Below are 20,524 nucleotides of genomic sequence, written 5' to 3' on the forward strand. Positions count from 1 at the left end.
TCTCCAAAGAACACGACAAGACCAGTAGAACCACCAGACCCCCCACGCGTCCACCCGCCGAGGCCATGTCCGTGAACAACAACGGCATGGCCCTGGCCGGCCAGTACGGCGACGGCGCTTTGCGCCCCGGCGACATGGCCGCCGGCATGATCGGCGCCATCGTCAAGGATCCGGTGCAGGACGCGCTGGTGTGGAAGGAATACCTGGAAACCGTGGTGAAGGAGCGCGAGGACTGGAAGGACCTGTACCGCGCGTTCCGCGAGCAGGCCTGAGCGAGCCGGCCTCGATGAGCGAAGCCATCTCCCTGTTCGGCATTCGCCACCACGGTCCCGGCTGCGCGCGCAGCCTGGTCGCCGCGTTGACGGCCCTGCAGCCGGACTGCGTGCTGATCGAAGGGCCGGCAGGTACCGAAGCATTGCTGCCGCACGTGCTGGAGGAGGGCATGCAGCCGCCGGTGGCCCTGCTGTCCTATTGCGTCGACGACCCGCAACTGGCCGTGTTCCATCCGTATGCGGCGTACTCCCCGGAATGGCAGGCCATGCACTGGGCCCTGCGCAACGGCGTGGCGGTGCGCTTCATGGACGTGCCGCCGGCCTTGACCCTGGAATGGCAGGCGCAGGCGCGTGCCGAGCGCGTGGCTGCGCATGCAGACCAAATGCCGGAACCGGCGGACACGCCGCCACCGGCGCAGGACGACGCCGACGCACCCGAGGACGAGCGCGCCGAGGTGCGCCCGTCCGATCCGCTGGATTGGCTGGCGCGCGCCGCCGGCCATGCCGACGGCGAGGCCTGGTGGAACCACATGGTGGAAGAGCGGGGCGACGGGCAGGGGCTGTTCGATGCCATCGCCGAGGCCATGGCCGCCGTGCGCGAACACACGCCGGAGCCTCCCGGCCTGCGCGGCGAACACGAGGCCGTGCGCGAAGCCCACATGCGCAGCGCGCTGCGCAGCGCCAGCAAGGCGTTCACGCGTGTCGCGGTGGTTTGTGGCGCCTGGCATGTGCCGGCGTTGCAGCCGGCGGCGTTGCGCGCCAACAGCGCCACCGCGGACAGCCGCCTGCTCAAGGCCATGCCCAAGCGCAAGACGCAGAGCACCTGGGTGCCATGGACCTATCGCCACCTGAGCATGGACAGCGGCTACGGCGCCGGCGTGGAAGCGCCGGGCTGGTACGACCACCTGTGGCGCAGCAGTGGCGTCCACGACCAGCGCGCCGTCGGCTGGTATGCGCGGGTGGGGCGCCTGTTGCGCGACCACGGACTCGACTGCTCGTCGGCGCACCTGATCGAGGCCACACGCCTGGCCGACACCCTGGCTGCCTTGCGTGGCCATCCGGCCCCGGGCCTGGACGACATCGCCGAAGCCAGCCGCGCGGTCATCTGCAGCGGCGACGATGCGCCGATGCGGCTCATCCGCGAGCGCCTGATGGTCGGCGACGCCCTGGGTCAGGTGCCCGACAGCGTGCCGGCGGTGCCGCTGCAGCGCGACCTGGAGGCGCAGCAGAAGCGCCTGCGCCTGAAACCCGAAGCGCTGGAAAAGACCTTGGATCTGGACCTGCGCAAGGACACCGATCTGGCGCGCAGCCATCTGCTGCATCGGCTGCGCCTGATCGGCATCGAATGGGGCCGGCTGGCGCGCACCGGGCAGTCCGCACGCGGCACCTTCCACGAAATCTGGCAACTGGCCTGGCAGCCGCAGTTCCTGGTGGACCTGATGCAAGCCAGCCGCTACGGACAGACCCTGGCCGATGCCGTGTCCAGCATGGCCATCGCGCAGGCGCGCAAGGCCGAGGCGCTGCCGGCGTTGTCCGCGTTGGTGGACCAGGTGCTGCTGGCCGATCTGCCGCAGGCGGTCAGCGCGATCGCCGCCGAACTCGAGGCCCGTGCCGCCACCGATGCCGACCCGCTGGCGCTGCTGAGCGCGCTGCCGCCGCTGGCCAACGTGTACCGCTACGGCAATGTCCGCCAGACCGAGGGCCGCCAGGTCGCGCACCTGTTCGACAGCATGCTGGCGCGCGCGGTCATCGGCCTGACCCTGGCGCTGTCCAGCCTCGATGAGGCCCGCGCCGAGCAGGCGCGCAGCATCGTCCTGGACGCCGATCGCGCCATCGGCCTGCGCGGCGATGCGGACGGCAGCGCCAACTGGCAACAGGCGTTGCAACGCGTGGCGCTGTCGCCGGCATGCAACGCATTGCTGCAGGGCGTCACCCTGCGGCTGCTGTTCGACACCCAGGTGGTGCAGGGCACCACCGTGCACCTGCAGCTGCAGCAGCACCTGTCGCCGGGCGCCGAACCGCTGCAGGCCGCGCAATGGCTGGACGGCTTCCTCAACCGCAACGCCACCGTGCTGCTGCACGACGATGCCGTGTGGCAGATGATCGACGCCTGGGTCGTGGCGCTGGACGAGGCGCAACTGGTGCGCGTGCTGCCGCTGGTGCGGCGCACCTTCGCCGCCTTCCAGCCCGCCGACCGCCGCGACCTGGGAACGCGCGTGCGCCAGGCGCCGGTGGAGAAAACCGAGGCCGCTGTCGTCCCCGATTGGAACCTGGCCCGCGCCGAGCGCGCCGTGCCGATGCTGCGCGAACTGCTGGGATTGCCCGCATGACCGACACGCCATCCACTCCCGACACGCCCACCTCGCGCGCACAGCGCTGGCGCCTGATCCTGGGGCAGGAGGCCGAATCCAGTTGCGGCGCCTTGCCCAAGCCGCTGCAGGGCATCGACCAGGCGCTGGCCGCCCTGTACGAGCCCGATGGCCCAGGCGGCCTGGGGCGCCGCGGCGGGCGAGGGGCCTCCTCGCCCAATGTGGCCCGCTGGCTTGGCGACATCCGCCGCTACTTCCCCTCGTCGGTGGTGCAGGTGATGCAGCGCGACGCCCTGCAGCGCCTGGATCTGACCCAGATGCTGCTCGAAAAGGAAATGCTCGAGCAGGTGCAGCCCGACGTGCACCTGGTCGCCAACCTGATCGGCCTGAGCCAGGTGATTCCGGCGCAGACCAAGGACACCGCGCGCATGGTCGTGCGCCAGGTGGTGGAGAGCCTGCTGCGCCAGCTCGAGGAACCGATGCGCTCGGCGGTGACCGGCGCCCTGGACCGCGCTCGCCGCAACCGCCGCCCGCGGCTGGCCGAGATCGACTGGCACCGCACCATCCGCAGCAACCTGCGGCACTGGCAACCCGACCTGCGCACCGTGGTGCCGCAGGACCTGGTCGGTTACGGCCGCAAGGCCAGGAAGCCGCAACGCGAAGTGCTGCTGTGCATCGACCAGAGCGGCTCCATGGCCGCCTCGGTGGTGTATTCCAGCATTTTCGGCGCGGTGATGGCCTCGCTGCCGGCGGTGTCCACGCGCCTGGTCGTGTTCGACACCGAAGTGGTCGACATGAGCGAGCAACTGGACGATCCGGTGGACCTGCTGTTCGGCGTGCAACTGGGTGGCGGCACCGACATCCACCGCGCGGTGAACTATTGCCAGAGCATCATCCGCGAACCGCACAACGCCATCCTGGTGCTGATCTCCGACCTGTACGAAGGCGGCGTCGAGGAGCGGCTGCTGGCGCGTGCCCGCGAACTGGTCGAATCCGGCGTGCAGTTCATCGTGCTGCTGGCCCTCAGCGACGAAGGCACACCGTCCTACGACCGCGCCCTGGCCGCCAAGCTGGCGGCGCTAGGCGTGCCGTCGTTCGCTTGCACACCGGATGCCTTCCCCGGCCTGATGGCCGCGGCGATCCGCCGTGACGACATCCAGCAGTGGGCGGGCGCGCAGGGGTTGGTGACAGTGCGGTGAGGTTGGTGGGACTAATGGTGTCTGGAGGCTGCTTCTACTCCAGTCGCTTTTTTACATAATATACATTATGCGAAATTTCGTGTGCGCCTGATGCGGGCGCGCCTGCGTTGGGTCTGGCTGTGGCTGTCAGTTTTTTTAGTTCGTGTCTTTTTCGCTTGGATCGTGCCACCTGTCTGATTTCAAAGGTTTTTTTCTCTCTCCAAGGACACGATGCTGGCCACTTGCGACGACAGCCTAGAGGGCCTGCGCGACCGTGCCCTGCTCTGCTTCGGCTTTGCCAGTGGGGAGCGGCAGCGCAGCGAGAGATCGCCGCGGCTGACCTGCGTGACCTGCGCCGGATCGGGGCTCAGGGCTACGTCTACCGGCTCGAACACAGCAAAACCCAGCAGGCCGGCGTCACGGCCTCGTCCACCCCGATAAGCCGGTGTTGGACCGGGCGGCGCTGGCGCTGGCGGACTGGCTGGAGGCTTCCGGAATCAGCGAAGGGGCGATCTTCCGGCGGCTCTGGAAGAACCGGCTCGGCCCTGCCCTCTCCCCTGCCGCGGTCGGGGAAATCGTGCAGCGACGGGCACGCTTGGCCGGGCTGGAGGGAGATTTTTGGGGTCCCAGCCTGCGGTCCGGGTTCGTGACCGAAGCCAGCCGCCAAGGGGTGGCGCTGCCGGCAATCACGCAGCTGACCGAGCATCGGTCGGTGTCGAGCGTGGTGGGGTATTTCCAGGCTGGAGGTGCGTCCGCCAATCCCGCCGCTCGCTTGCTGGAAGATTAACTGCCAGCAGCAAATCGTGGGCTCGCGCGCTCAGACTCAGGAAAGCTCGTTCCTCAGGACGCTTATTCCTCGAATGGAATTGCATCCCCGTACTCCATCTAGACGGGGGCCCGCCCCCTGCGGGTCTGCCGCCTTATGGCAGGCGAATCGGGGGGGCGGTACCGGTCTTAGTAAGATGTAAGCTAATCCACAGGATTAAAAGTGCCCCAGGGGGCGAAACGGATGTCATTGAAAGAGGTTGTGGTCAGCCGACAGCTGTTGAACTGCTCCGAGCTATGGCTGTGCATAGCGCAACTCGGACGCAGCATGACGGAGCTTGGCCCTGACTCTAGGAACCCGAGCTCTGCCCAATCCGTCGCCGCCTTGCTTCGGTGTGATGGAGCGGGCGTCGCACCTATCGATCGTGATTGCGACAATCCCGAGCTCACCAGACTCCTGATCCTGCCCGAGCTGTCCTTGGCTTGGGAGGACTGGGCGACTGTCGATGCCGCGGTTAAGTCTTACAACAAGCCGCTTGTCCTCATTGCCGGCATCGGTTTCACAAGAGCCGGCATGATTAGGGAGCACGTCCCTTTTCTCGGCGCTGAGGTATCGAACGAACGCAATGTAAATTTTGGGTGCGCTTGGCTGCAACTACCAGCGAAGGGTGAGCTTCCAGCCTTGTCTGCAGTCCACTACTACTGCAAAAATTTCGCAGAGCAGAGCGCCGAAGTCCCCAATTTTGACCCTTACTTGGGCTCGGATCACATCATCCTCGCGTTTGAAGACTGCTCAATTGCCCCAGTAATTTGCGCGGACCTGCTCGCAGACTCGCAAATGGGAAAGCCAAACGCAGTTGATAAGCTCAAAGCGTACCGCCTTAAAAATAGGCGCCCAATAGTTGTTGCTGCGAGCGTCCTTCAAGGAAAGCCCTGGCATCATATCTGGAGCAGCCGAATAGATCGCGCGGTGGACGGCGACCTAATACTTGCGCTGGCCAACTACTCCCATGCAAATCGTCCTTCGGACTACGCGGACGATGGAAATCGAAATCTAAGTGGCGCCTATGCGCGAGCTGGGCTTATCTCACATGCGTCCCCTCAATCAGTGGTCTGCAATGGTCGGGACAACCCCACGTCAAAGGGAATCGTACTTCGCGACTCTTGCCAGATCTTTGCCGCAGGCGTCCTCAGGGTGGAAGACTTTTCTCCCACCACGGGCAGACACCTTTGGATTTCCCGGTGGGGGCTGCAGTTTGCGAAAGGCACATTCGAGCCAGTATCGACTCGGCTCACGTTCGAGATCCCAAGACTTTGCAATCGAACACGTCATCTTGCTCCGTCGGGTAGTCAAGGAATCGCTGAGGTCGCCGCGCACCTGAGTGGTGCGAGCGACCTTCGAAGAAAGGGCTTCTTTCTGTCTCTGATTGACGGTCCAGCATCTACAAACCGGGATCCGGATCCCGCCAGCAGCAGCGGTCTGAACGACGCCTCTGAGATTGCATTAGCCGTAACCGACGCTTTGATACGAACCGACTTTCTACAATGGCCCGCAGACGACCAGGTAACTCTGGAAGTGAATATTCCCTCGACAGACGGAGGCGCGATATTCACGTCTCATGGTTACGTATGGCGGAGCCCCTCTGAAACCTGGTCGGCAATGGCCGCTAAGCTGCAGGCATACGCGCAGAATCCTTTCCCACAACCTGCCATTGTCGTCTTCGGCGAGGACGTGAATGGAGTGGAAGTAACGATGGATGACGTCAGCCTCGGCCGCGACTCAGCCGCGCCTCTTCACGCATTCGACCCGGCGGCACCCCGGCCTGATTCAAATGCAGTCATCGTCGTACCATTCAGCAAGGCCAAGCGCCTAAGCACCCTTGTGACCTCTGCGACGACATTTAAGACACAAGCAAAGACGATTCGCACTTCGATCATCGAGTCAATAGGTCTTGCGGACGCATGAACATATCCAATACTGCAGTCAAGAAATTGCTTGCTCAGGTCGGCATTGTCGAGCACGCCGGCTCGTCCGAACTCGCACCAGGAATAACGGCTGACACATTTGAGTCCGAGTATGCCTGCCTGTACATTACAAACTGTGTTCTCAGCGACTCAATCGATTGGTCGGATATCGTGCGTCGAGTGGACCGGAAAATCCTTCAAGATGTTCGATCGACGGAGCTTGCTGGGGGCGGAGTGATCGACGCACATGTTTGCTTCGTGGTTATTGACGACAAGTACCCTCTGTCGTGGGCGCAGCAGAATGAACAACTCGTACGCCACGTATCTAGAAAATACTGGATCAACAGCTCAAATCTGCAAGATGAGCTGGAGAACCGGCTGACTCTCCTCCCAGTCACGAGCGCACCTCCTTTGAGTTCCGCTCAGATCGACCTGTCCCGTGAAGACATCAGCTGGCTTGATCATCTCGTTCTCGATGGAGCTACTGGAACGTTTACGCGCTTCATCTCCATGCTGGAGACTTCTAAGTAATGTCTATCTTGGTCGACAGCGTTCGCGTCGCAGCATTTGGCGGTATTCGCAACCCGCTTGAGCTTGACTTTAGTGCTCCGTTGACACTCGTTTACGCGCCCAATGGAACAGGAAAAACCTCCATTATCGAGTCCATCGATTGGTTACTCGGCGGCGAGGTGCGCGAAGAACGTTGCAAACTTGCATTGGATCACGAGACTACAGAAGTCACCCTTGGTGGCACGGTCGCAAGCAAGCCACTGAGCGCAAAGAAGTCGCTTCGAAGCAACGGGAAGACTCTAAGGATCGCCAACGGAGTTACAGTTGGTGAGGCAGACTTTCTCCAAGCGTTGGCCCCAGATTGCGACGTGTCCGAGCTAAGCGCCTTGGCCCGAATTCCGCGACTGAAGGCCTTTTTGTCCTCGAACCGTGTGCTAGGCATCGATTCGCTATCTAGATTGATCGATGGCGATAACGCCGACGCCCGCGCAGATGCTATGGCCGATCTCACGGGCACTCGCGCGCAGCGTAACGCCCAGAAAATGATCGATCTGTATCGAAAGAAACTTCGCGAGAAGCACACCAAGCTAATAGACGACCTAGCCGATCTACACTCGCGTCAGCGAGAGTATCTCGACCTATCCGTCACGCGGTCGGACGTCGACGCGCTCATTGGAGAGGCCATGCGGATATTGTCGGGGGCGGAGTCAATGACCGGCCTCCCGCATGCAGAACTTACTGTTCGAGCGAACAGCGAACTTGACGAAATCAACTCCAGGATCGCAGCGCTTGAGACGCTCCGTGAACTCCTAAGCACACAGCCAACCGACCTTGACCTCGATGCACTGCAAGCTCAAATTGTCTCCATCGAGACCGAAGTTCGACAAGCAAACAAAGCACTAGAGGATGAAGCCGAGCAGTTCCAGGCGCTTGATAGAGACGCAAGTCAGCTTACTCGTAACGCAGACGGCGTGCAGATTATCGTCGACGCCCTACTGGATCTCCAAGCGAACACGAGCGCGGACACGACGTTTCGCACACTTTTCGCAGACAAGGATAGCATCTCCGTCCTGTTCTCGGACTTTGAGGCCGCAGCGAAGGAGCTAAGTGCGCTCGCACGTACTGTTAGTCAATCTGGCGCCGACCAGGAAGCGAAAAAGCAGATCGAAGCTAGAGTTTCAGTCATCCAGCAAGAGCGGAGTGGTCTTGCGTCTCGTCAACAGCTTGAGATGGACTTGGCCGGAAAGCAGCGGGATGCCGCACACAGCCGCGCAAGTAGAGAGTCGCTGAGAACCTTAAAGAACGAAGCCGTTCGCGCTTCGCTGCTCGCCCACCAGCATTTCGAAGACGACTCTAACTGCCCGGCCTGCGGACACGACTGGGGCAGCCACGAGAAATTGGGGGAAGCACTCAAGGGTGCCCTAGCATCACTCCCTCAGGCCGAGGCCCTTCTTCTATCGCATGAAACGACGCTGTCGGCCGACATCGACCTATTGAAGGAGCAGCTCGATCACACCAATGAACTAAGCGAGCAACTCATTCAGGCCACAGACGATCTGGAGTGCATCAGTAAGAAGATCGTGGAGGCCGACCTATTGGCAGCGCGCTTTGGCTTTGCAACTGCAGCAGTCGTCGGCGACTCTGATATCAGTGAGTTGCAACGACGCCTCAGGTCCGCCAGCGCATTTGGTGCGTTTGAAAGGGCGTGCTCTGTTAGTCACATCACCCATCTCCCGCCATCGAATCATACCCCCCGTCAGCAGATCGGAGAACTTAGTTCCTCTGCAGCGACCCTCAGAGCTGCTGCAGCGGAAAAGCGGCTTCATGCCAAGGAGGTTTCGTTGGCAATGGCGATTGGCGAAAGTCGACTTTCTAAGCTGTCCACGCAGCTTGCAAAACTACGGGGTCAGCACTCTGAGACTGAGACGTGGAAGCGGCGAGCGGATCGAATCCAAAGATCGCTTGGGCTGATTTCGCTATCGAAACAACATCTTGATGAAGTTGAAAGAGCCCTATCTCTTCGACACGACCAGGTCCAAACGGCACTTAGACACCTCGATGTGGTTGGTGAAATTCAGACAAAGACGGTACTGGCACAGAAGGCCGAGCTAGTCTCGCAAGAGGCTGCGGCTGTCGCTCGGGATATCAATTCCGTAGAGCAAGAGCTTTCTCGAATCGACCAGATTAATGACCGCATCGAGTCTCAGAGCGAGTACCACCGGACGAGACTTATTGAAGCCGTCGGCCCCTCGGTAAGCCAGCTGTTCCAGCGAATGCAAGTGAACAGAGTCTTCAGCTCTGTCAGCGTTAACCCTTCGTTTGAGCTCAAAGGCCTGCTCGAGGAACACTCCGTTGAGCCGGAGGTCTTCAGCACGGGACAGCGCCAGGATCTTGCGCTCGCCTTCTTCCTTGTGCGCGCTTACACATTGAGTGGCAGCTTTTTCCTCGACGAACCATTGGCGCACTTGGACGACCTCAATCGAGTCGCCGTGCTCGACACTCTGAGAGCATTTGTACTTTCTGGCCAGCAGCAATCCCATCAGCAGACACGTCTCGTCCTCACGACCGCAAGTTGGACCACTACGAGACACGTCATACAGAAGTTCATGCGAATCAATCGAAAGGCGCCACTGCTCAGGGCTTATCAGCTCACCGGAAACGTGAGCTCAAGCGTTGGCTGCGTTGAGCTATTTCCAACCCCGCCCTCGGGGCACTCCCACTGACCGCATCTGAACACGCGCGGGAGTGGAACCGGCGATTCTGCTCAGGTATTACCGTGGCAGAGCGGGCGGCGGCTGAGGTCAAGGACGGGGGTCGCTCGCCGCGGCTGACTCCTCACATCGACCAGTCTTAGAACACCTAAGAGGTATCTACAAGAGTGGGGACGTATCATCTGCCCACGATAAATCTTCCTAATCGCTTCCCGGTTACGCTTTCTCTTGACCATAAGAAAACCTTCCACGATATCGGCGTAACTCGAGCCAGGAAGTCGAGTTGGCTACCTCCCACTCTACGTATCTTCACCTAAGGGCGGGCGGACATATGGGAGATCCTGCCTGCGAGACGCGCCAAATTGCTGATAGTCGGCTCGGGCTTTGTGAGGCTAAGGCTGCCATTCGGACTGCCTAGTACAGCATCAGCATCATCGTTATCTTGCCCATCATCTTCCCAGAAAAAAATAGCGCAAATCTCAAATGCTGCTCGCTCGGAAAGCGTCTTGTAGCCACAGCAGGGGCAGCGCAGTGGAAGGCCTTTGATCAGCATGACGTAGCAACCCAATAAAATGGAACCCCGGATCCGGTAGAAATACTCCCTGCAGCGGAGGTGCTACGCGACGCTCGCATCAGGATTGTCTGTCATAGGCGATACAGACTACCAGCGCCGCTCGCCGGCGTACCGTCTATGCAGTCCGCCATCGGCAACCCCTGCGACCATCCAGCCGCCATGGCCTGCGCATCACGCAATGGATCGGACGCCTTGGCGCGCTCGTTACGAAGGCGGCAGGTTTCGGGGTCTTGGGCGAAAAGGCCGCGCGCGAACATTCTGCCCTGCTCTGCCAGCTTGGTGGTCTTGGGTCCGCGGATTGCGGCAAAACGCGGTAATGCTCGATCCAGCGCACCGCCGGCCTCGTCGAGGCACCGCGCCAGATGCCAAGCGTCTTCCAGGGCCTGACAGGCGCCCTGGCCCGAGGTCGGCAGTGGCGCGTGCGCCGCATCGCCGACGAGCAGCACATTTGCTTGGCTCCACGTGTGCAGCGGCTCGACGTCGTGCACGGCGATCAGTTGGATGGAGTGCGCCGGCGTGGCTTCGATGAGGCGGGCGACCGGCTCCGGCCATCCTGCAAACAGATCCATCACCTCCTTGTGCGTCTCCGCTGCTGGCTTCGCCTCAGGCAATGGCCGCGCCTGCGCGGCAGCCCAGTACACCAGATCCGTCCGGATCGGCACGCAACCGAAACGATCGCCAGACCCCCAGTAATCGTGAATCGCCATGTCGCTCAGCAATGGGCCATTGCCCTGTGCAACGCCGATCCAGTTTACGAACCCCTGATAGATCGGCGTGTTGTCCCCGGCGACGAACTTGCGCGCCACCGAGCCCATGCGGCCATCCGCGCCAATGAGCAGATCCGGAGAGATGCTCTTCCCGTTCTCGAACCGTGCCACGGCCTTGCCGCCGGCATCCAGATCGATCGCTATCGCCCGATGCCCGAACTCCACCTGGATACCAGCGCGTGCCACGTGGTCCAGCAGTACCGCCTGCAAGTCGCGGCGCAGGATCGTATGGGTCGGGTAGCCCATGAGTTGGTCCAGCAGTGTGATGTCCAGGCCTCCCAGCGCGTTACCCGCTGCGTCTTTGCGGTGTACCGACACTGGCCGACCGCCCACTGCCCCGACATCCTCCAACAACCCGAGTTCTTGCAGCACAAAGCCCGCGTTCGGCCAAAGCGTCACGCCAGCGCCCATGGTGGCCGGCCCGTTCCGACGTTCATAGACGCGGAGGGTGTGCCCCTGCTTGTGCAACGCGAGGGCCACGCTCAAGCCTGCAATGCCGCCACCCAGTATTCCGATCTCCATGCCGATACATCCCGATTCAATTGGTCCAGGCGTGCCGTTGCAGGGCAGCCATTGGACGGGAGTGCATCTTGGACCTCACCAATTCCGCTAACTAGCATGCGAAAATGGCGGTATTTCATACCCCATTTGGGACAATGATGCGCACCAACCTCGATCTGAATGCAGTCCGCGTCTATGTGGCCGTCGTCGACGCGCAGAGCTTTTCCGGGGCTGGGCGCTTGCTGGCCTTGCCGTCGTCCAACGTCAGCCGTCATGTCGCGGCACTGGAGCGCAGGCTGGGCGTGCGCTTGCTGGAACGCAGCACGCGCCATCTGCGCATGACGGAAGCCGGGAGGCTGGTTTATGCGCGTGCCAAGCCGCTCCTCGACGCTTTGCTGTCCACAGAGGAGGAACTCGGCGCAGTACAAGGCGAATTGAAGGGGCCTCTCAGGATGTGCATGCCCAACGAAGCGCCCAGGTTGCTCGCGCCGATCCTCGCCGAATTCTGCAGCCTCCATCCGGGCATCGAGTTGGAATGCGACACGCGCCTCACCGGCCTGGAAGTGTTGCGCGAGGACATGGATCTCTCCATCGTCTTCCACCGAGGACGTCAGGACGACAGTGCGTTCATCACCCGCGAACTGGCGACCTTGCCCAGCATCGTGGTCGCGTCCCCCGCGCTATTGGCCCAAACCGGGACGCCGCGACACGTGCGCGAACTCAAGTCCTTGCCTTGCATCACCACCGTGAGCGCACTGAAGGGTCAGCCCTGGCAGTTTCTCGATCCTGCGGGTGAGATCGTGAAGGTGCCAGTGCGTAGCCGCTACCGCGTCAACAGCGGGGAACTCGCGGTGGCGGGCGCGCGTCAAGGTCTCGGCTTTGCGATCGTCGCGGCCTATCCGTGCCAGGAAGATCTTGCCGCAGGCAGGTTGCAGGAAGTGCCGCTGGATCTATACCCTGCCCCGCTGCAATTGCTTGGCGCCTACAGTCACCGTCATTCGGTCACTGCGCGGGTTCGGGCGTTGCTGGAGTTCATCCAAGTGCGGTTGCAGGTGTTCGGGGGCAAGTGAACGTAAAACCCACTTAACAACGTGGCCTAGGAAAATATCCCTAATTGCCGTTACGGATCCAACCCGTGTCCGGAAAGGAATGGCAGCTCCCTAATGCGGAACTAAGTTACGTCGCGAAACAGCGTCGACTGAGATGAGTGATGCCTATCCACCACTAGCCTTGTACGAATAAGTTGACGGTTCAAGCCTAAACAAAACACCAGCAAGATCCATTCTCATTGAAAGGTGTTCCTTGCCGAGGCTTTCGCGCATGTCATCACAGAGAGTACTGAAGGCAAGGATCTCTTGCTCTTTCTCCAAAGTTCCGCCTTGCAACCAGAATTTTTGTAAGCTTTTGGCTACAGGAAGATCAGCCGTCAACAAGATGCGCGCCTTGGCGTCGTTGAGGTGAGCCAATTCTTCTACTTCATCCTTGGTGCGTCCTGCGCGACGCGCGGTGAACAGAAGTGAGGTCGACTTTAGGAAGTCGACGTAGGCGGCCATCCTCATCGCTGCCAGTTCATCTTGGCGTGCGCGCTTTGCGGCAAGTATGTGACCTAATGCGACGCCCAAAAGCGCCGAGACGCCGGAAAGCGCTGCCACTAGAAACGCTGAACCTTGCATAGGCGAGTTTTCCTGAATTTAGCCGCGTAGCGAAGCGGTGCCAGTTGAGTGGTTGTTAGCCATAGCACACGCTACCGCAGTTCGTGCTTTCGCTGCAGCACTGGCGCGATCCCACCAGCCGCTGCAACTAAGCAAGAGCCTTCAGCGACAGGATTCCGGCAACTTCTCCAGCAACCCCGCCACCACCGGCGTCAGCCGTTTCGCGACCTCCGGCGGAATCGCCTCACCTGCCCCCTGCCCGCCTTCGCTACGGGCTTGTTCGCAGGCTTTGACGATCCGCGGGCGCATGCCGGACCACAGCGCTCTGCACTGCCAGCCGTCCCGGCCCAGCGGCAGCACCGCGTAGGCGATCGATTGGCATTCCTGCGCGGCGCGGGTGGCCAGCGGCTGGCCGGCATACTGGTGCGGAACGATGTCCAGCGTAGGTTGGTAGTAGCTGTCGGGGAACGCCGCCGCGTAGCGTTCCGGGTCCAGTTGCAGCGGCAGGCCGGTCGCTGTCAGGTCGAGCGCGCGCCCGCAAGGCGCAGCGGCGGCGGTGCGCTGGATCGCCTGGTAGATCGGGTGGTCCAGGTCGGGTTCGCGCGTCGTCACCTCGGATGTTGCGACCAATACCGGCAGGCGCGCGCGGTTGGCCATCTTCGCCAGTTCGCCAGAATGGGCCGGTGCGCAGCGTTCGCGGACGCTGGCCACGATCAGGAATGTGGCGTCGCGCGCGAATGCGGGATCGCTGTGCAGCAGTGCGGTGATGCGTTTGTCGGCTGCATCTTCGGACAATGGTGCGACATGAAATGCGGGCACCGTTGGCGGGTGGATCGCGGTGGTCGCAGCGGCACGCGGTGTCGGTGCCACATCCCCGTGCGTGCGCAATGCCAACAGCACGCCGCCGGTAACGACGGCGCCACAGGCGGCGATCGCGATCGCCAAACGCATCGGCGACTTCAGGCGCATCGGACCGCGCCCTCAGCCCTGCACCGGGGTGAGCGTGGCGTCCTCCGCCTCGTAGGTGGCATTGGCGATATCGGCCTTGAAGTCGGCCAGATGCAGCCGCCCCTGCAAGTGGAACGGGTCCCACAGCTCCGGGACATCGATCGGGGTGCGCAGCACCACGTGCAGGATCTGGTTCGGGGGCGGCGGTGGTACGTGGATGCAGGCGCCATAGAACGGCACGAACAGCAGTTCGCTGACCTTGCCCTGGTCGTCGCTTTCCAGCGGCACCACGTAGCCGTCCAGGGCGAAGCGTTTGCCTTCCAGACCCTTCACCACTTGCGATGAACCGAACTGCGCGGCGCGCTGGGTGCCGGAATGGTCGATCGGCATGCCATTGACCACCGAGGGGCCATCGTCGACCGGCGCCGCCTGATCCATCACCGCGGCATCGCCTCGCCACGCCGTGCCGATCCGCGGCGGCGGGCGCTGGTAGATATCGTTGGCCGGTGCCAGTTGTTCCCAGCGTTCCACTGTGTCCGGGACGGCGTCGGCGGCTGCGGTCGCGTGCGTGGCTGCCGGCGATGGTGTGGGCGTGGCGTCCGGCTGCTTCCCGCCATCACCGTGGCAGCCCGCCAGCAGGCACAGCACTCCAGTCAGCAGGAAATGGCGATCAGCCTTTTTCATAGGGATGCAGGTGCGCCTGCTCCATCGTGTAGGCGGTGCCGGCGAGTTCGCCGTGGAGGGTTTCCGCGCGCAGTTGACCGGTCAGGTAGAACGGGCTGTACATGTCGGGCGGGTCGATCGGGGTGTCCAGGCGCACATGCACGATCTGGTTCGGCGGCGGCGGCGGCACGTGGATGCAGGCGCCGTAGTACGGCACGAACAGGAACTCGCGCACGCGGCCGGCGTCGTCGCTGTCCAGCGGCACCACGTAGCCCGGCAGGCGCACCTTGCGCGCCAGCACGGCGGCCACGGTGTTGTAGGTACCGGTCTGCGGCATCGCACGCTTGCCGGTGTGGTCGACCGCTGGTTCCTCGCTGTTTTCCAGCGCCTTCAGTTCGGCCGGCGGCAGCATCGCGCTCCAGTCCAGTTCGCGATAGCCGTCGGCATCGGGCTCGCCCAGTGGCGGATTGATCGCGGCGTCGTTGGCTGGTGCTGGCTGCGCCGCCGCTGTCGCCTGCGCTTTTTCCGGGATGGGGGGGTGTTGCTGGCGGCCACAGCCGCACAGCAGTGCGAGCGCCAGCAAGGGAAGGATCCAGCGGGTCATGCTCACAGCTCCGGCGACAGGCCATCGGCCAGGGTGCGGCGATAAGCCAGCAGGGCCGGTACGATGCCGGCGAGCACGCCGGCCAGCAGCACGCAGCCGAGCCAGCCCCATTCCGCCGCGCTGGGTGCGATGCGGTTGATCGCCAGGCCGAAATGATCGAGCACCCAGCCACGCGCCAGCCAGCTGGCCGCGGTCACCGCCAGCAGCGCAAGTGTGCACGACACCACGGTGACCAAGCCGGCCTCGAACAGCAGCAGCCAGGCGATGTCGCGCGGCCGTGCGCCGACCGCGCGCAGGATCGCCATCTCGCGCCGGCGCTCCTGCAGCGTGGCCACCAGCAGCGTGACCATCGACACCAGGCCGAGCAGCACCACCAGCGAGGCGATCATCCGCAAGGCGCCTTCGGCCGTGCCCAGCGTGCCCCACAACTGTTGCAGGGTGACGCCCGGCATGATCGCCAGCATCGCTTCCTCGGGGTACTCGTTGATCCGCCGCTGGACCGAGAAGGTGGCGATGCGGGTCTTGAGGCCGAGCATGAAGGCGGTGATGGTGTCCGGGGTCAGGTCCATCGCCCGCGCCTGCGCGGCGCTGACGTGGTGGCCCGGCAGCCGCACGCCGGAATGCCAGTCGATATGGATCGCCTCGATCGCCTGCAGCGACACAAGCACGCTGGAATCCACCGGCGTGCCGGTGCGGCGCAGGATGCCGACGATCCGGAACGGCTTGTCGGCATGGTTGGCCAGGCTGATGCGCCCGGTGCCATGGGTCAGCACGATCTCGTCGCCGAGGTGGCGGCCGAGCGCGGCGGCGACGTCGGCGCCGATCACCGCATCGTAGAGATCGTCGAACGCCCTGCCCTGCGCGAACGCCAGGGGATGCTTGGCGCCGTAGTGGTAGTGCTCGAAGAAGCCGGTGCTGGTGCCGACCACCCGGTAGCCGCGGTAGGAATCGCCCAGCGAGAGCGGCACCGCCCACTTCACTTCGGGCATCGCGCTCAGGTCCTGGTAGCTCTTCCACGACACGTTGTTGGTGGCATCGCCGATGTGGAACACCGAGTACAGCAACAGGTTCACCGGGCCCGAGCGCGCGCCGACGATCAGGTCGGTGCCCGACACGGTGCTGGCGAAACCTTCGTGCGCCTGGGTGCGGATCCGCTCCACGCCCAGCAGCAGGGTCACGCTCAGGGTGATCACCAGTACGGTCAACGCCACGCCCAGGCGCCGGCTGCGCAGGCTGGCCAGGGCCAGCTTCAACAGGCTCATCGTGCACCTCCGGCGCCGGCGCGGTTGAGCGTGGCCAGGTCGGCCTGGGCGTCGAACAGCGGTGCGATCGACGGATCGTGACTGACCACGATCGAACTGGTGCCGCCCTGCCGGCACTCGGCGAACAGCAACTGCAGGAAGGCCTGTGCCGCGACCGGGTCGAGCGCGGAGGTGGGTTCGTCGGCGAGCAGCAGCGGCGGCCGCGCGATCAACGCGCGCGCGGCGGCCACGCGTTGCTGCTGGCCGACGCTGAGGCGGGCAGCCGGCCGCGACCATAGCGCCGCCACGTCCAGGCCCAGCGCGACCATCAGCCGCTCGATCTCGGTGTCCAGCGCCTGCGTGCCCGCAGCCAGCCGGCCGCGGCGCGCCGAGAACTGCAGGCCCAGCGCGATGTTGTCGCGGGTGCTCAGGAACGGCAGCAGGTTGAACTGCTGGAACACCACGCCGCAGTGGTCGGCGCGGAAGCGGTCGCGTGCGGCCTTGCGCAAGGCCGCCAGGTCCTGCCCTGCCACGCGCACGCAGCCGGCCGTAGGCTGCAGCACGCCGGCGATCAACGCCAGCAAGGTGCTCTTGCCCGATCCACTGGCGCCACGCAGCAACAGTTGCTGCCCACGCGGCAGCGCAAACGATGCGATGTCCAGCACCGGTGCGGCGGCGCCGGGATAGCCGAAGCGCACCTCGGTCAGTTCGACGACGTGGTGCTGGTTCATTCCGGCAGCTTCACCCGGGTCTGCCCGGGCACCACCTCGGTGCGGCCCTGGCCCGCAGCGGTGGCGACATCGACCAGCACCGTGTGCAGCCCGGGGAAACGTTGCGGCAACAGCACCTGCAGGTGATCCAGTCGCGCCGGCTGCGTGCAGTTGAACGCGTACCGGGCGTGGAACTCGGCGTGGCTGTGGCCGGGCTCGTCTGGATCGGCCATCGCCACGTCGTAGCCCTCGGTGGTGACCTGCGCGCTGCGCAGCGAACAGGCCGCCGCGACCGGGAACTGCAACCAGCCCGCACCGCGCAGGGTGGCGACCGCGGCCTCCAGCCGCTGGCGCTCGCCGGCATCGCGCGTGGGGTGTTCGAAATCGAGGATGCCGATGCCGGGCGCGCTGAGCTGCACGTCCACGGCGGTGCCGTCGACGGCGACCTCCAGGTTGGCCTGGCCGTGCACGTGCGGGCCGTGGTGGCGGATCGCAGCGGTGGCTGGCGAGCTGGCGGAGAGGAGCAACAGGATCAGGGGAATGCCAGGTCGCATATGCAGCGCATCGGTTGAGTTACACTATAACATTAGTGAACTATCGAGCGCGGGTGCAAGCCTGCCGTTACCGTCAGTTAGCCGCGGTTCGCATCTGGCCACCACCGACGCGCCTCGCACGGCGGCCCTGTGCCGCGACGGGCGCCGAACTCCAGGGATCTTCATGTCTTCATCCATCATTCCCGACAGCTACACCGCCTGGCGCCACTGCATCGAGGTCGACTGCGGCCTGCGACTGGAGCCTGCCTACGTCGCGCAACGCATCGCCGCGCTCAACGACCTCACCGACCACCACACCCAGCAGTTCGTGCGCTGCTGGGGCGAGCCGCATCGCCAGCAGGTGCTGCAGTGGTTTGCGCAGGCGCAGGCCGCATTCGCCGACGGTCGGGCATGAATCTTCTCGCACGGCACGACGCGGTCGCCGGTGCCGTTGGACGGCGATGCATTCCTTCTGCGAACGCCGCACGGCGCGGCATGGCGACGTCCTGATCCAATCAGGACCGTGAGTGGTCAAGCGATGAAGGTCGGCCGCGGCCTGCGTGCGCATTGGTGGCGCGCTCTGCCTTGAAGCGCTGACGCCCCTGGACGGGAACGCCAACTCAGCCGTCACCATCTGACTGACATATGCGCTGCAAAGCAGGCTGCCAAGCTACGACAGCTGCCGGTAGCATGCACGCGCATCGCCGCCCGGCATCCACTTCCCACGCTCCCGCAAGGACACCCAACGTGCCTCTCGTTTCCATCGCCAGCGTGCATCCCGCACGCCGCCTCCTGTCCGCCGCCATGGCCTGCCTGCTGCTGTCGGCAGCCACCGGCGCCGAGGCCCGGCCGCAGCCCTCGCAGTTCCAGATCGTCGAGAGCGTGCCCGAGGCCAGCGTCTACGGCGAACCCGGCGTGCCGCGCACCCAGCAGACCTGGCTGGCGATGATCAACGGGGCCAGGCAGCGCATCGACATCGCCGCGTTCTACATCTCCGAGAAGCCCGGCACCGGCCTGACGCCGGTACTGGACGCACTGGCCGCCCGCGCCCGTGCCGGCGTGACGGTGCACCTGCTGGTCGACCACACCTTCCTGGCCAAGAACCCGGACAGCGTCGCCTGGCTGGGCAAGGTGCCGGGTATCACCGTGCGGGTGCTGCCGGTCGATACGCTGACCGGCGGCGTGCTGCACGCCAAGTACATGATCGTCGACGACGCCAGCGTGTTCGTCGGCAGCCAGAACTGGGATTGGCGGGCGCTGGAGCAGATCCATGAGATCGGCGCGCGCATCGATGACGCGCGCTTCGCCAAGACCTTCGCCGCGAGCTTCGACTACAGCTGGCGCCTGGCCGACGAAGGCAATCTGGCCAAGGCGCAGGCGCGCGGCGTGCAGCCGCCGGACTTCGTTCCGGTCACCGCCACCGATCCGGTGCTGCTGGATGCCGGCAGCGATGCGCCGCTGGTCGCCTTCCCCGCGTTCAGCCCGCCGGCGCTGCAGCCGGCGTGGGTCAGCGCCGAGGAGCCGGCCCTGGTCGAGATGATCCGCGCCAGCCAGCATGCGTTGCGCATCCAGGTGATGACGCTGTCGGCGATCCGCAGCTTCGGGCCCAAGGGCTGGTGGGCGCCGGTCGACAGCGCCATCCGCGACGCCGCCGCCCGCGGCGTGCAGGTGCACATCATCGTCGCCGACTGGGCGCTGCGCGAACCGATGCAGGCCTATCTGAAAAGCCTGGCCGCACTGCCGAACATCGCGGTGAAGTTCAGCCGCCTGCCACCGGCGCCACAGGGCTTCATTCCGTATGCGCGGGTCGAACACGCCAAGTACGCGGTGGCCGACGACCGCAGCAGCGTGATCGGCACCGGCAACTGGGAATGGAGCTACTTCAATACCGCGGTGGACGCTTCGGTGTTCGTCAAGGGCAAGGGACCGGCCGAGACACTGACGCGCATCTTCGACCGCGACTGGAACGGCCCCTACGTCACCACGCTGCAGCCTGGGCAGAACTACGAGGCGCCGCGTACCGAGTAGTCGCTGAGTCGTCCTGCGCGGCCTGTGCGTCCATGGGCGAGCCGGCGCGTGTCAAAGCATGCGCTCGGCCCGAAGATCCAGCGCCGCGTCAATGCGCTGCGTTGACCTGTCGAATGTTGCTGCGACGGTCTTGCGCGCCGATCCCTACGAAGCCTTAACCAGCACTCCCTATCCTAGCTCCGCGCTGGAGGGCGGCCGCGGCGCCGGGCATTGCCGCATGCGCCGCAACGCACGCCTCCCACCGCGTACGGACATCAAAACAAGGAGACGCCATGAAGACGCTGCACGCACTCGTGTTCGCAGGAAGCTTGCTGGGCCTTGCTTCGCCGGCCTTCGCCGAGGTCGCCAATCTCACCAACAGCGCCGACGGTGCCAACCGCGACGCCGGCATCGCCGCGGTCAAAAAGAAGTTGCAGGACGCCTGCACCGAACGCAAGGGCAAGCCGGACCCCAACTCGTTCGAGGTGGTGTTCGAGAAGACCAGCCAGAATCCGGACGTGCCGAAGCCGTACTACGTGGACGGAAAGATGAAGTGCGATCTTCCGCAGGGTTGAGCCGGACGTCAGCCGGATTCACATCCACAGGCGCTCGAA

At 64.0% G+C, this 20,524-nt stretch carries 18 protein-coding genes and 1 pseudogene; 11 read left to right on the top strand and 8 right to left on the bottom strand.

All coding sequences use genetic code 11. The features are described from left to right. The first annotated feature begins 65 nt into the window (after nucleotides 1–65). The 7 genes and pseudogenes from CEK65_RS07600 to CEK65_RS07630 all read left to right on the top strand — a co-directional run bounded on the left by CEK65_RS07600 (nucleotide 66) and on the right by CEK65_RS07630 (nucleotide 9,722). Complete coding sequence (locus CEK65_RS07600; RefSeq protein WP_226980505.1) at nucleotides 66–272, top strand: hypothetical protein; 207 nt, start codon at nucleotides 66–68, stop codon at nucleotides 270–272. Nucleotides 273–286: 14 nt separating this feature from the next. Then, nucleotides 287–2,602 (top strand): DUF5682 family protein, encoded by a 2,316-nt coding sequence (locus CEK65_RS07605; protein WP_152181299.1) that lies wholly within the window; start codon nucleotides 287–289, stop codon nucleotides 2,600–2,602. Beyond that, on the top strand, nucleotides 2,599–3,780 hold the full coding sequence (locus tag CEK65_RS07610) for a VWA domain-containing protein (protein WP_152181300.1): 1,182 nt from the start codon (nucleotides 2,599–2,601) through the stop codon (nucleotides 3,778–3,780). The genes CEK65_RS07605 and CEK65_RS07610 overlap by 4 nt, the downstream gene beginning before the upstream one ends. 210 nt (nucleotides 3,781–3,990) lie before the next feature. Further along, a pseudogene (locus CEK65_RS07615) lies at nucleotides 3,991–4,546 on the top strand (site-specific integrase); the annotation flags it as partial. A gap of 456 nt (nucleotides 4,547–5,002) precedes the next feature. Beyond that, entirely contained in the window at nucleotides 5,003–6,490 is a 1,488-nt protein-coding gene (locus tag CEK65_RS07620; protein WP_152181301.1) for an ABC-three component system protein, read from the top strand. Further along, entirely contained in the window at nucleotides 6,487–7,020 is a 534-nt protein-coding gene (locus CEK65_RS07625) for a hypothetical protein (protein WP_152181302.1), read from the top strand. The genes CEK65_RS07620 and CEK65_RS07625 overlap by 4 nt, the downstream gene beginning before the upstream one ends. Continuing rightward, entirely contained in the window at nucleotides 7,020–9,722 is a 2,703-nt protein-coding gene (locus CEK65_RS07630) for an AAA family ATPase (protein ID WP_152181303.1), read from the top strand. The genes CEK65_RS07625 and CEK65_RS07630 overlap by 1 nt, the downstream gene beginning before the upstream one ends. A 633-nt stretch (nucleotides 9,723–10,355) precedes the next feature. Here the strand turns inward: CEK65_RS07630 and CEK65_RS07640 are convergent. Beyond that, nucleotides 10,356–11,573, bottom strand: a complete 1,218-nt coding sequence (locus CEK65_RS07640; protein WP_152181305.1) for an FAD-dependent monooxygenase — start codon at nucleotides 11,571–11,573, stop codon at nucleotides 10,356–10,358. Nucleotides 11,574–11,710: 137 nt separating this feature from the next. On the opposite strand from CEK65_RS07640, the gene CEK65_RS07645 reads away from it, so the two are divergent. After that, nucleotides 11,711–12,622 carry a LysR family transcriptional regulator gene (locus tag CEK65_RS07645; RefSeq protein ID WP_152181306.1) on the top strand — a complete coding sequence of 304 codons (912 nt, stop codon included), beginning with the start codon at nucleotides 11,711–11,713 and terminating at the stop codon, nucleotides 12,620–12,622. Between the two features lie 144 nt (nucleotides 12,623–12,766). Here CEK65_RS07645 and CEK65_RS07650 read toward each other — a convergent pair whose 3' ends face one another. From CEK65_RS07650 to CEK65_RS07680, 7 genes are all read right to left on the bottom strand, one after another. Beyond that, nucleotides 12,767–13,225: a hypothetical protein gene (locus tag CEK65_RS07650; RefSeq protein WP_152181307.1), complete on the bottom strand. Its 459-nt coding sequence runs from the start codon at nucleotides 13,223–13,225 to the stop codon at nucleotides 12,767–12,769. Nucleotides 13,226–13,366: 141 nt separating this feature from the next. Beyond that, nucleotides 13,367–14,173 (bottom strand): hypothetical protein, encoded by an 807-nt coding sequence (locus CEK65_RS07655; protein WP_226980506.1) that lies wholly within the window; start codon nucleotides 14,171–14,173, stop codon nucleotides 13,367–13,369. A 12-nt stretch (nucleotides 14,174–14,185) separates the two neighbouring features. After that, nucleotides 14,186–14,836: a DUF3299 domain-containing protein gene (locus CEK65_RS07660; RefSeq protein ID WP_226980507.1), complete on the bottom strand. Its 651-nt coding sequence runs from the start codon at nucleotides 14,834–14,836 to the stop codon at nucleotides 14,186–14,188. Beyond that, complete coding sequence (locus CEK65_RS07665) at nucleotides 14,823–15,419, bottom strand: DUF3299 domain-containing protein (RefSeq protein WP_152181308.1); 597 nt, start codon at nucleotides 15,417–15,419, stop codon at nucleotides 14,823–14,825. The genes CEK65_RS07660 and CEK65_RS07665 overlap by 14 nt, the downstream gene beginning before the upstream one ends. A 2-nt stretch (nucleotides 15,420–15,421) precedes the next feature. After that, nucleotides 15,422–16,675 carry an ABC transporter permease gene (locus CEK65_RS07670; RefSeq protein WP_343192911.1) on the bottom strand — a complete coding sequence of 418 codons (1,254 nt, stop codon included), beginning with the start codon at nucleotides 16,673–16,675 and terminating at the stop codon, nucleotides 15,422–15,424. 2 nt (nucleotides 16,676–16,677) lie between these two features. Further along, the gene (locus CEK65_RS07675; protein WP_043092026.1) at nucleotides 16,678–17,391 is read right to left on the bottom strand and encodes an ATP-binding cassette domain-containing protein; all 714 of its coding nucleotides are present in this window, start codon (nucleotides 17,389–17,391) and stop codon (nucleotides 16,678–16,680) included. Further along, the gene (locus tag CEK65_RS07680) at nucleotides 17,388–17,897 is read right to left on the bottom strand and encodes a DUF2796 domain-containing protein (protein ID WP_052250733.1); all 510 of its coding nucleotides are present in this window, start codon (nucleotides 17,895–17,897) and stop codon (nucleotides 17,388–17,390) included. The genes CEK65_RS07675 and CEK65_RS07680 overlap by 4 nt, the downstream gene beginning before the upstream one ends. A 190-nt stretch (nucleotides 17,898–18,087) precedes the next feature. Between CEK65_RS07680 and CEK65_RS07685 the strand changes: the two genes are divergently transcribed. The 3 genes from CEK65_RS07685 (at nucleotide 18,088) to CEK65_RS07695 (ending at nucleotide 20,485) form a co-directional block, all read left to right on the top strand. Further along, on the top strand, nucleotides 18,088–18,318 hold the full coding sequence (locus CEK65_RS07685) for a hypothetical protein (protein ID WP_017910539.1): 231 nt from the start codon (nucleotides 18,088–18,090) through the stop codon (nucleotides 18,316–18,318). Between the two features lie 332 nt (nucleotides 18,319–18,650). Continuing rightward, nucleotides 18,651–19,931 (top strand): phospholipase D-like domain-containing protein, encoded by a 1,281-nt coding sequence (locus CEK65_RS07690; protein WP_226980508.1) that lies wholly within the window; start codon nucleotides 18,651–18,653, stop codon nucleotides 19,929–19,931. 272 nt (nucleotides 19,932–20,203) lie between these two features. Beyond that, nucleotides 20,204–20,485 (top strand): hypothetical protein, encoded by a 282-nt coding sequence (locus tag CEK65_RS07695; RefSeq protein WP_152181310.1) that lies wholly within the window; start codon nucleotides 20,204–20,206, stop codon nucleotides 20,483–20,485. The last annotated feature ends 39 nt before the right edge of the window (nucleotides 20,486–20,524 follow it).

Origin of the sequence: Xanthomonas sp. LMG 12459, assembly GCF_009192905.1 — a bacterium.
GTDB classification, from domain to species: domain Bacteria; phylum Pseudomonadota; class Gammaproteobacteria; order Xanthomonadales; family Xanthomonadaceae; genus Xanthomonas_A; species Xanthomonas_A sontii.

Excerpts from the sequence above, each read along its gene's own strand:
- CEK65_RS07600 (WP_226980505.1), top strand. The coding sequence starts at position 66 with ATGTCCGTGAACAACAACGGCATGGCCCTGGCCGGCCAGTACGGCGAC.
- CEK65_RS07605 (WP_152181299.1), top strand. The coding sequence starts at position 287 with ATGAGCGAAGCCATCTCCCTGTTCGGCATTCGCCACCACGGTCCCGGC.
- CEK65_RS07610 (WP_152181300.1), top strand. The coding sequence starts at position 2,599 with ATGACCGACACGCCATCCACTCCCGACACGCCCACCTCGCGCGCACAG.
- CEK65_RS07625 (WP_152181302.1), top strand. The coding sequence starts at position 6,487 with ATGAACATATCCAATACTGCAGTCAAGAAATTGCTTGCTCAGGTCGGC.
- CEK65_RS07630 (WP_152181303.1), top strand. The coding sequence starts at position 7,020 with ATGTCTATCTTGGTCGACAGCGTTCGCGTCGCAGCATTTGGCGGTATT.
- CEK65_RS07640 (WP_152181305.1), bottom strand. The coding sequence starts at position 11,573 with ATGGAGATCGGAATACTGGGTGGCGGCATTGCAGGCTTGAGCGTGGCC.
- CEK65_RS07645 (WP_152181306.1), top strand. The coding sequence starts at position 11,711 with ATGCGCACCAACCTCGATCTGAATGCAGTCCGCGTCTATGTGGCCGTC.
- CEK65_RS07650 (WP_152181307.1), bottom strand. The coding sequence starts at position 13,225 with ATGCAAGGTTCAGCGTTTCTAGTGGCAGCGCTTTCCGGCGTCTCGGCG.
- CEK65_RS07655 (WP_226980506.1), bottom strand. The coding sequence starts at position 14,173 with ATGCGCCTGAAGTCGCCGATGCGTTTGGCGATCGCGATCGCCGCCTGT.
- CEK65_RS07660 (WP_226980507.1), bottom strand. The coding sequence starts at position 14,836 with ATGAAAAAGGCTGATCGCCATTTCCTGCTGACTGGAGTGCTGTGCCTG.
- CEK65_RS07665 (WP_152181308.1), bottom strand. The coding sequence starts at position 15,419 with ATGACCCGCTGGATCCTTCCCTTGCTGGCGCTCGCACTGCTGTGCGGC.
- CEK65_RS07675 (WP_043092026.1), bottom strand. The coding sequence starts at position 17,391 with ATGAACCAGCACCACGTCGTCGAACTGACCGAGGTGCGCTTCGGCTAT.
- CEK65_RS07685 (WP_017910539.1), top strand. The coding sequence starts at position 18,088 with ATGTCTTCATCCATCATTCCCGACAGCTACACCGCCTGGCGCCACTGC.
- CEK65_RS07695 (WP_152181310.1), top strand. The coding sequence starts at position 20,204 with ATGAAGACGCTGCACGCACTCGTGTTCGCAGGAAGCTTGCTGGGCCTT.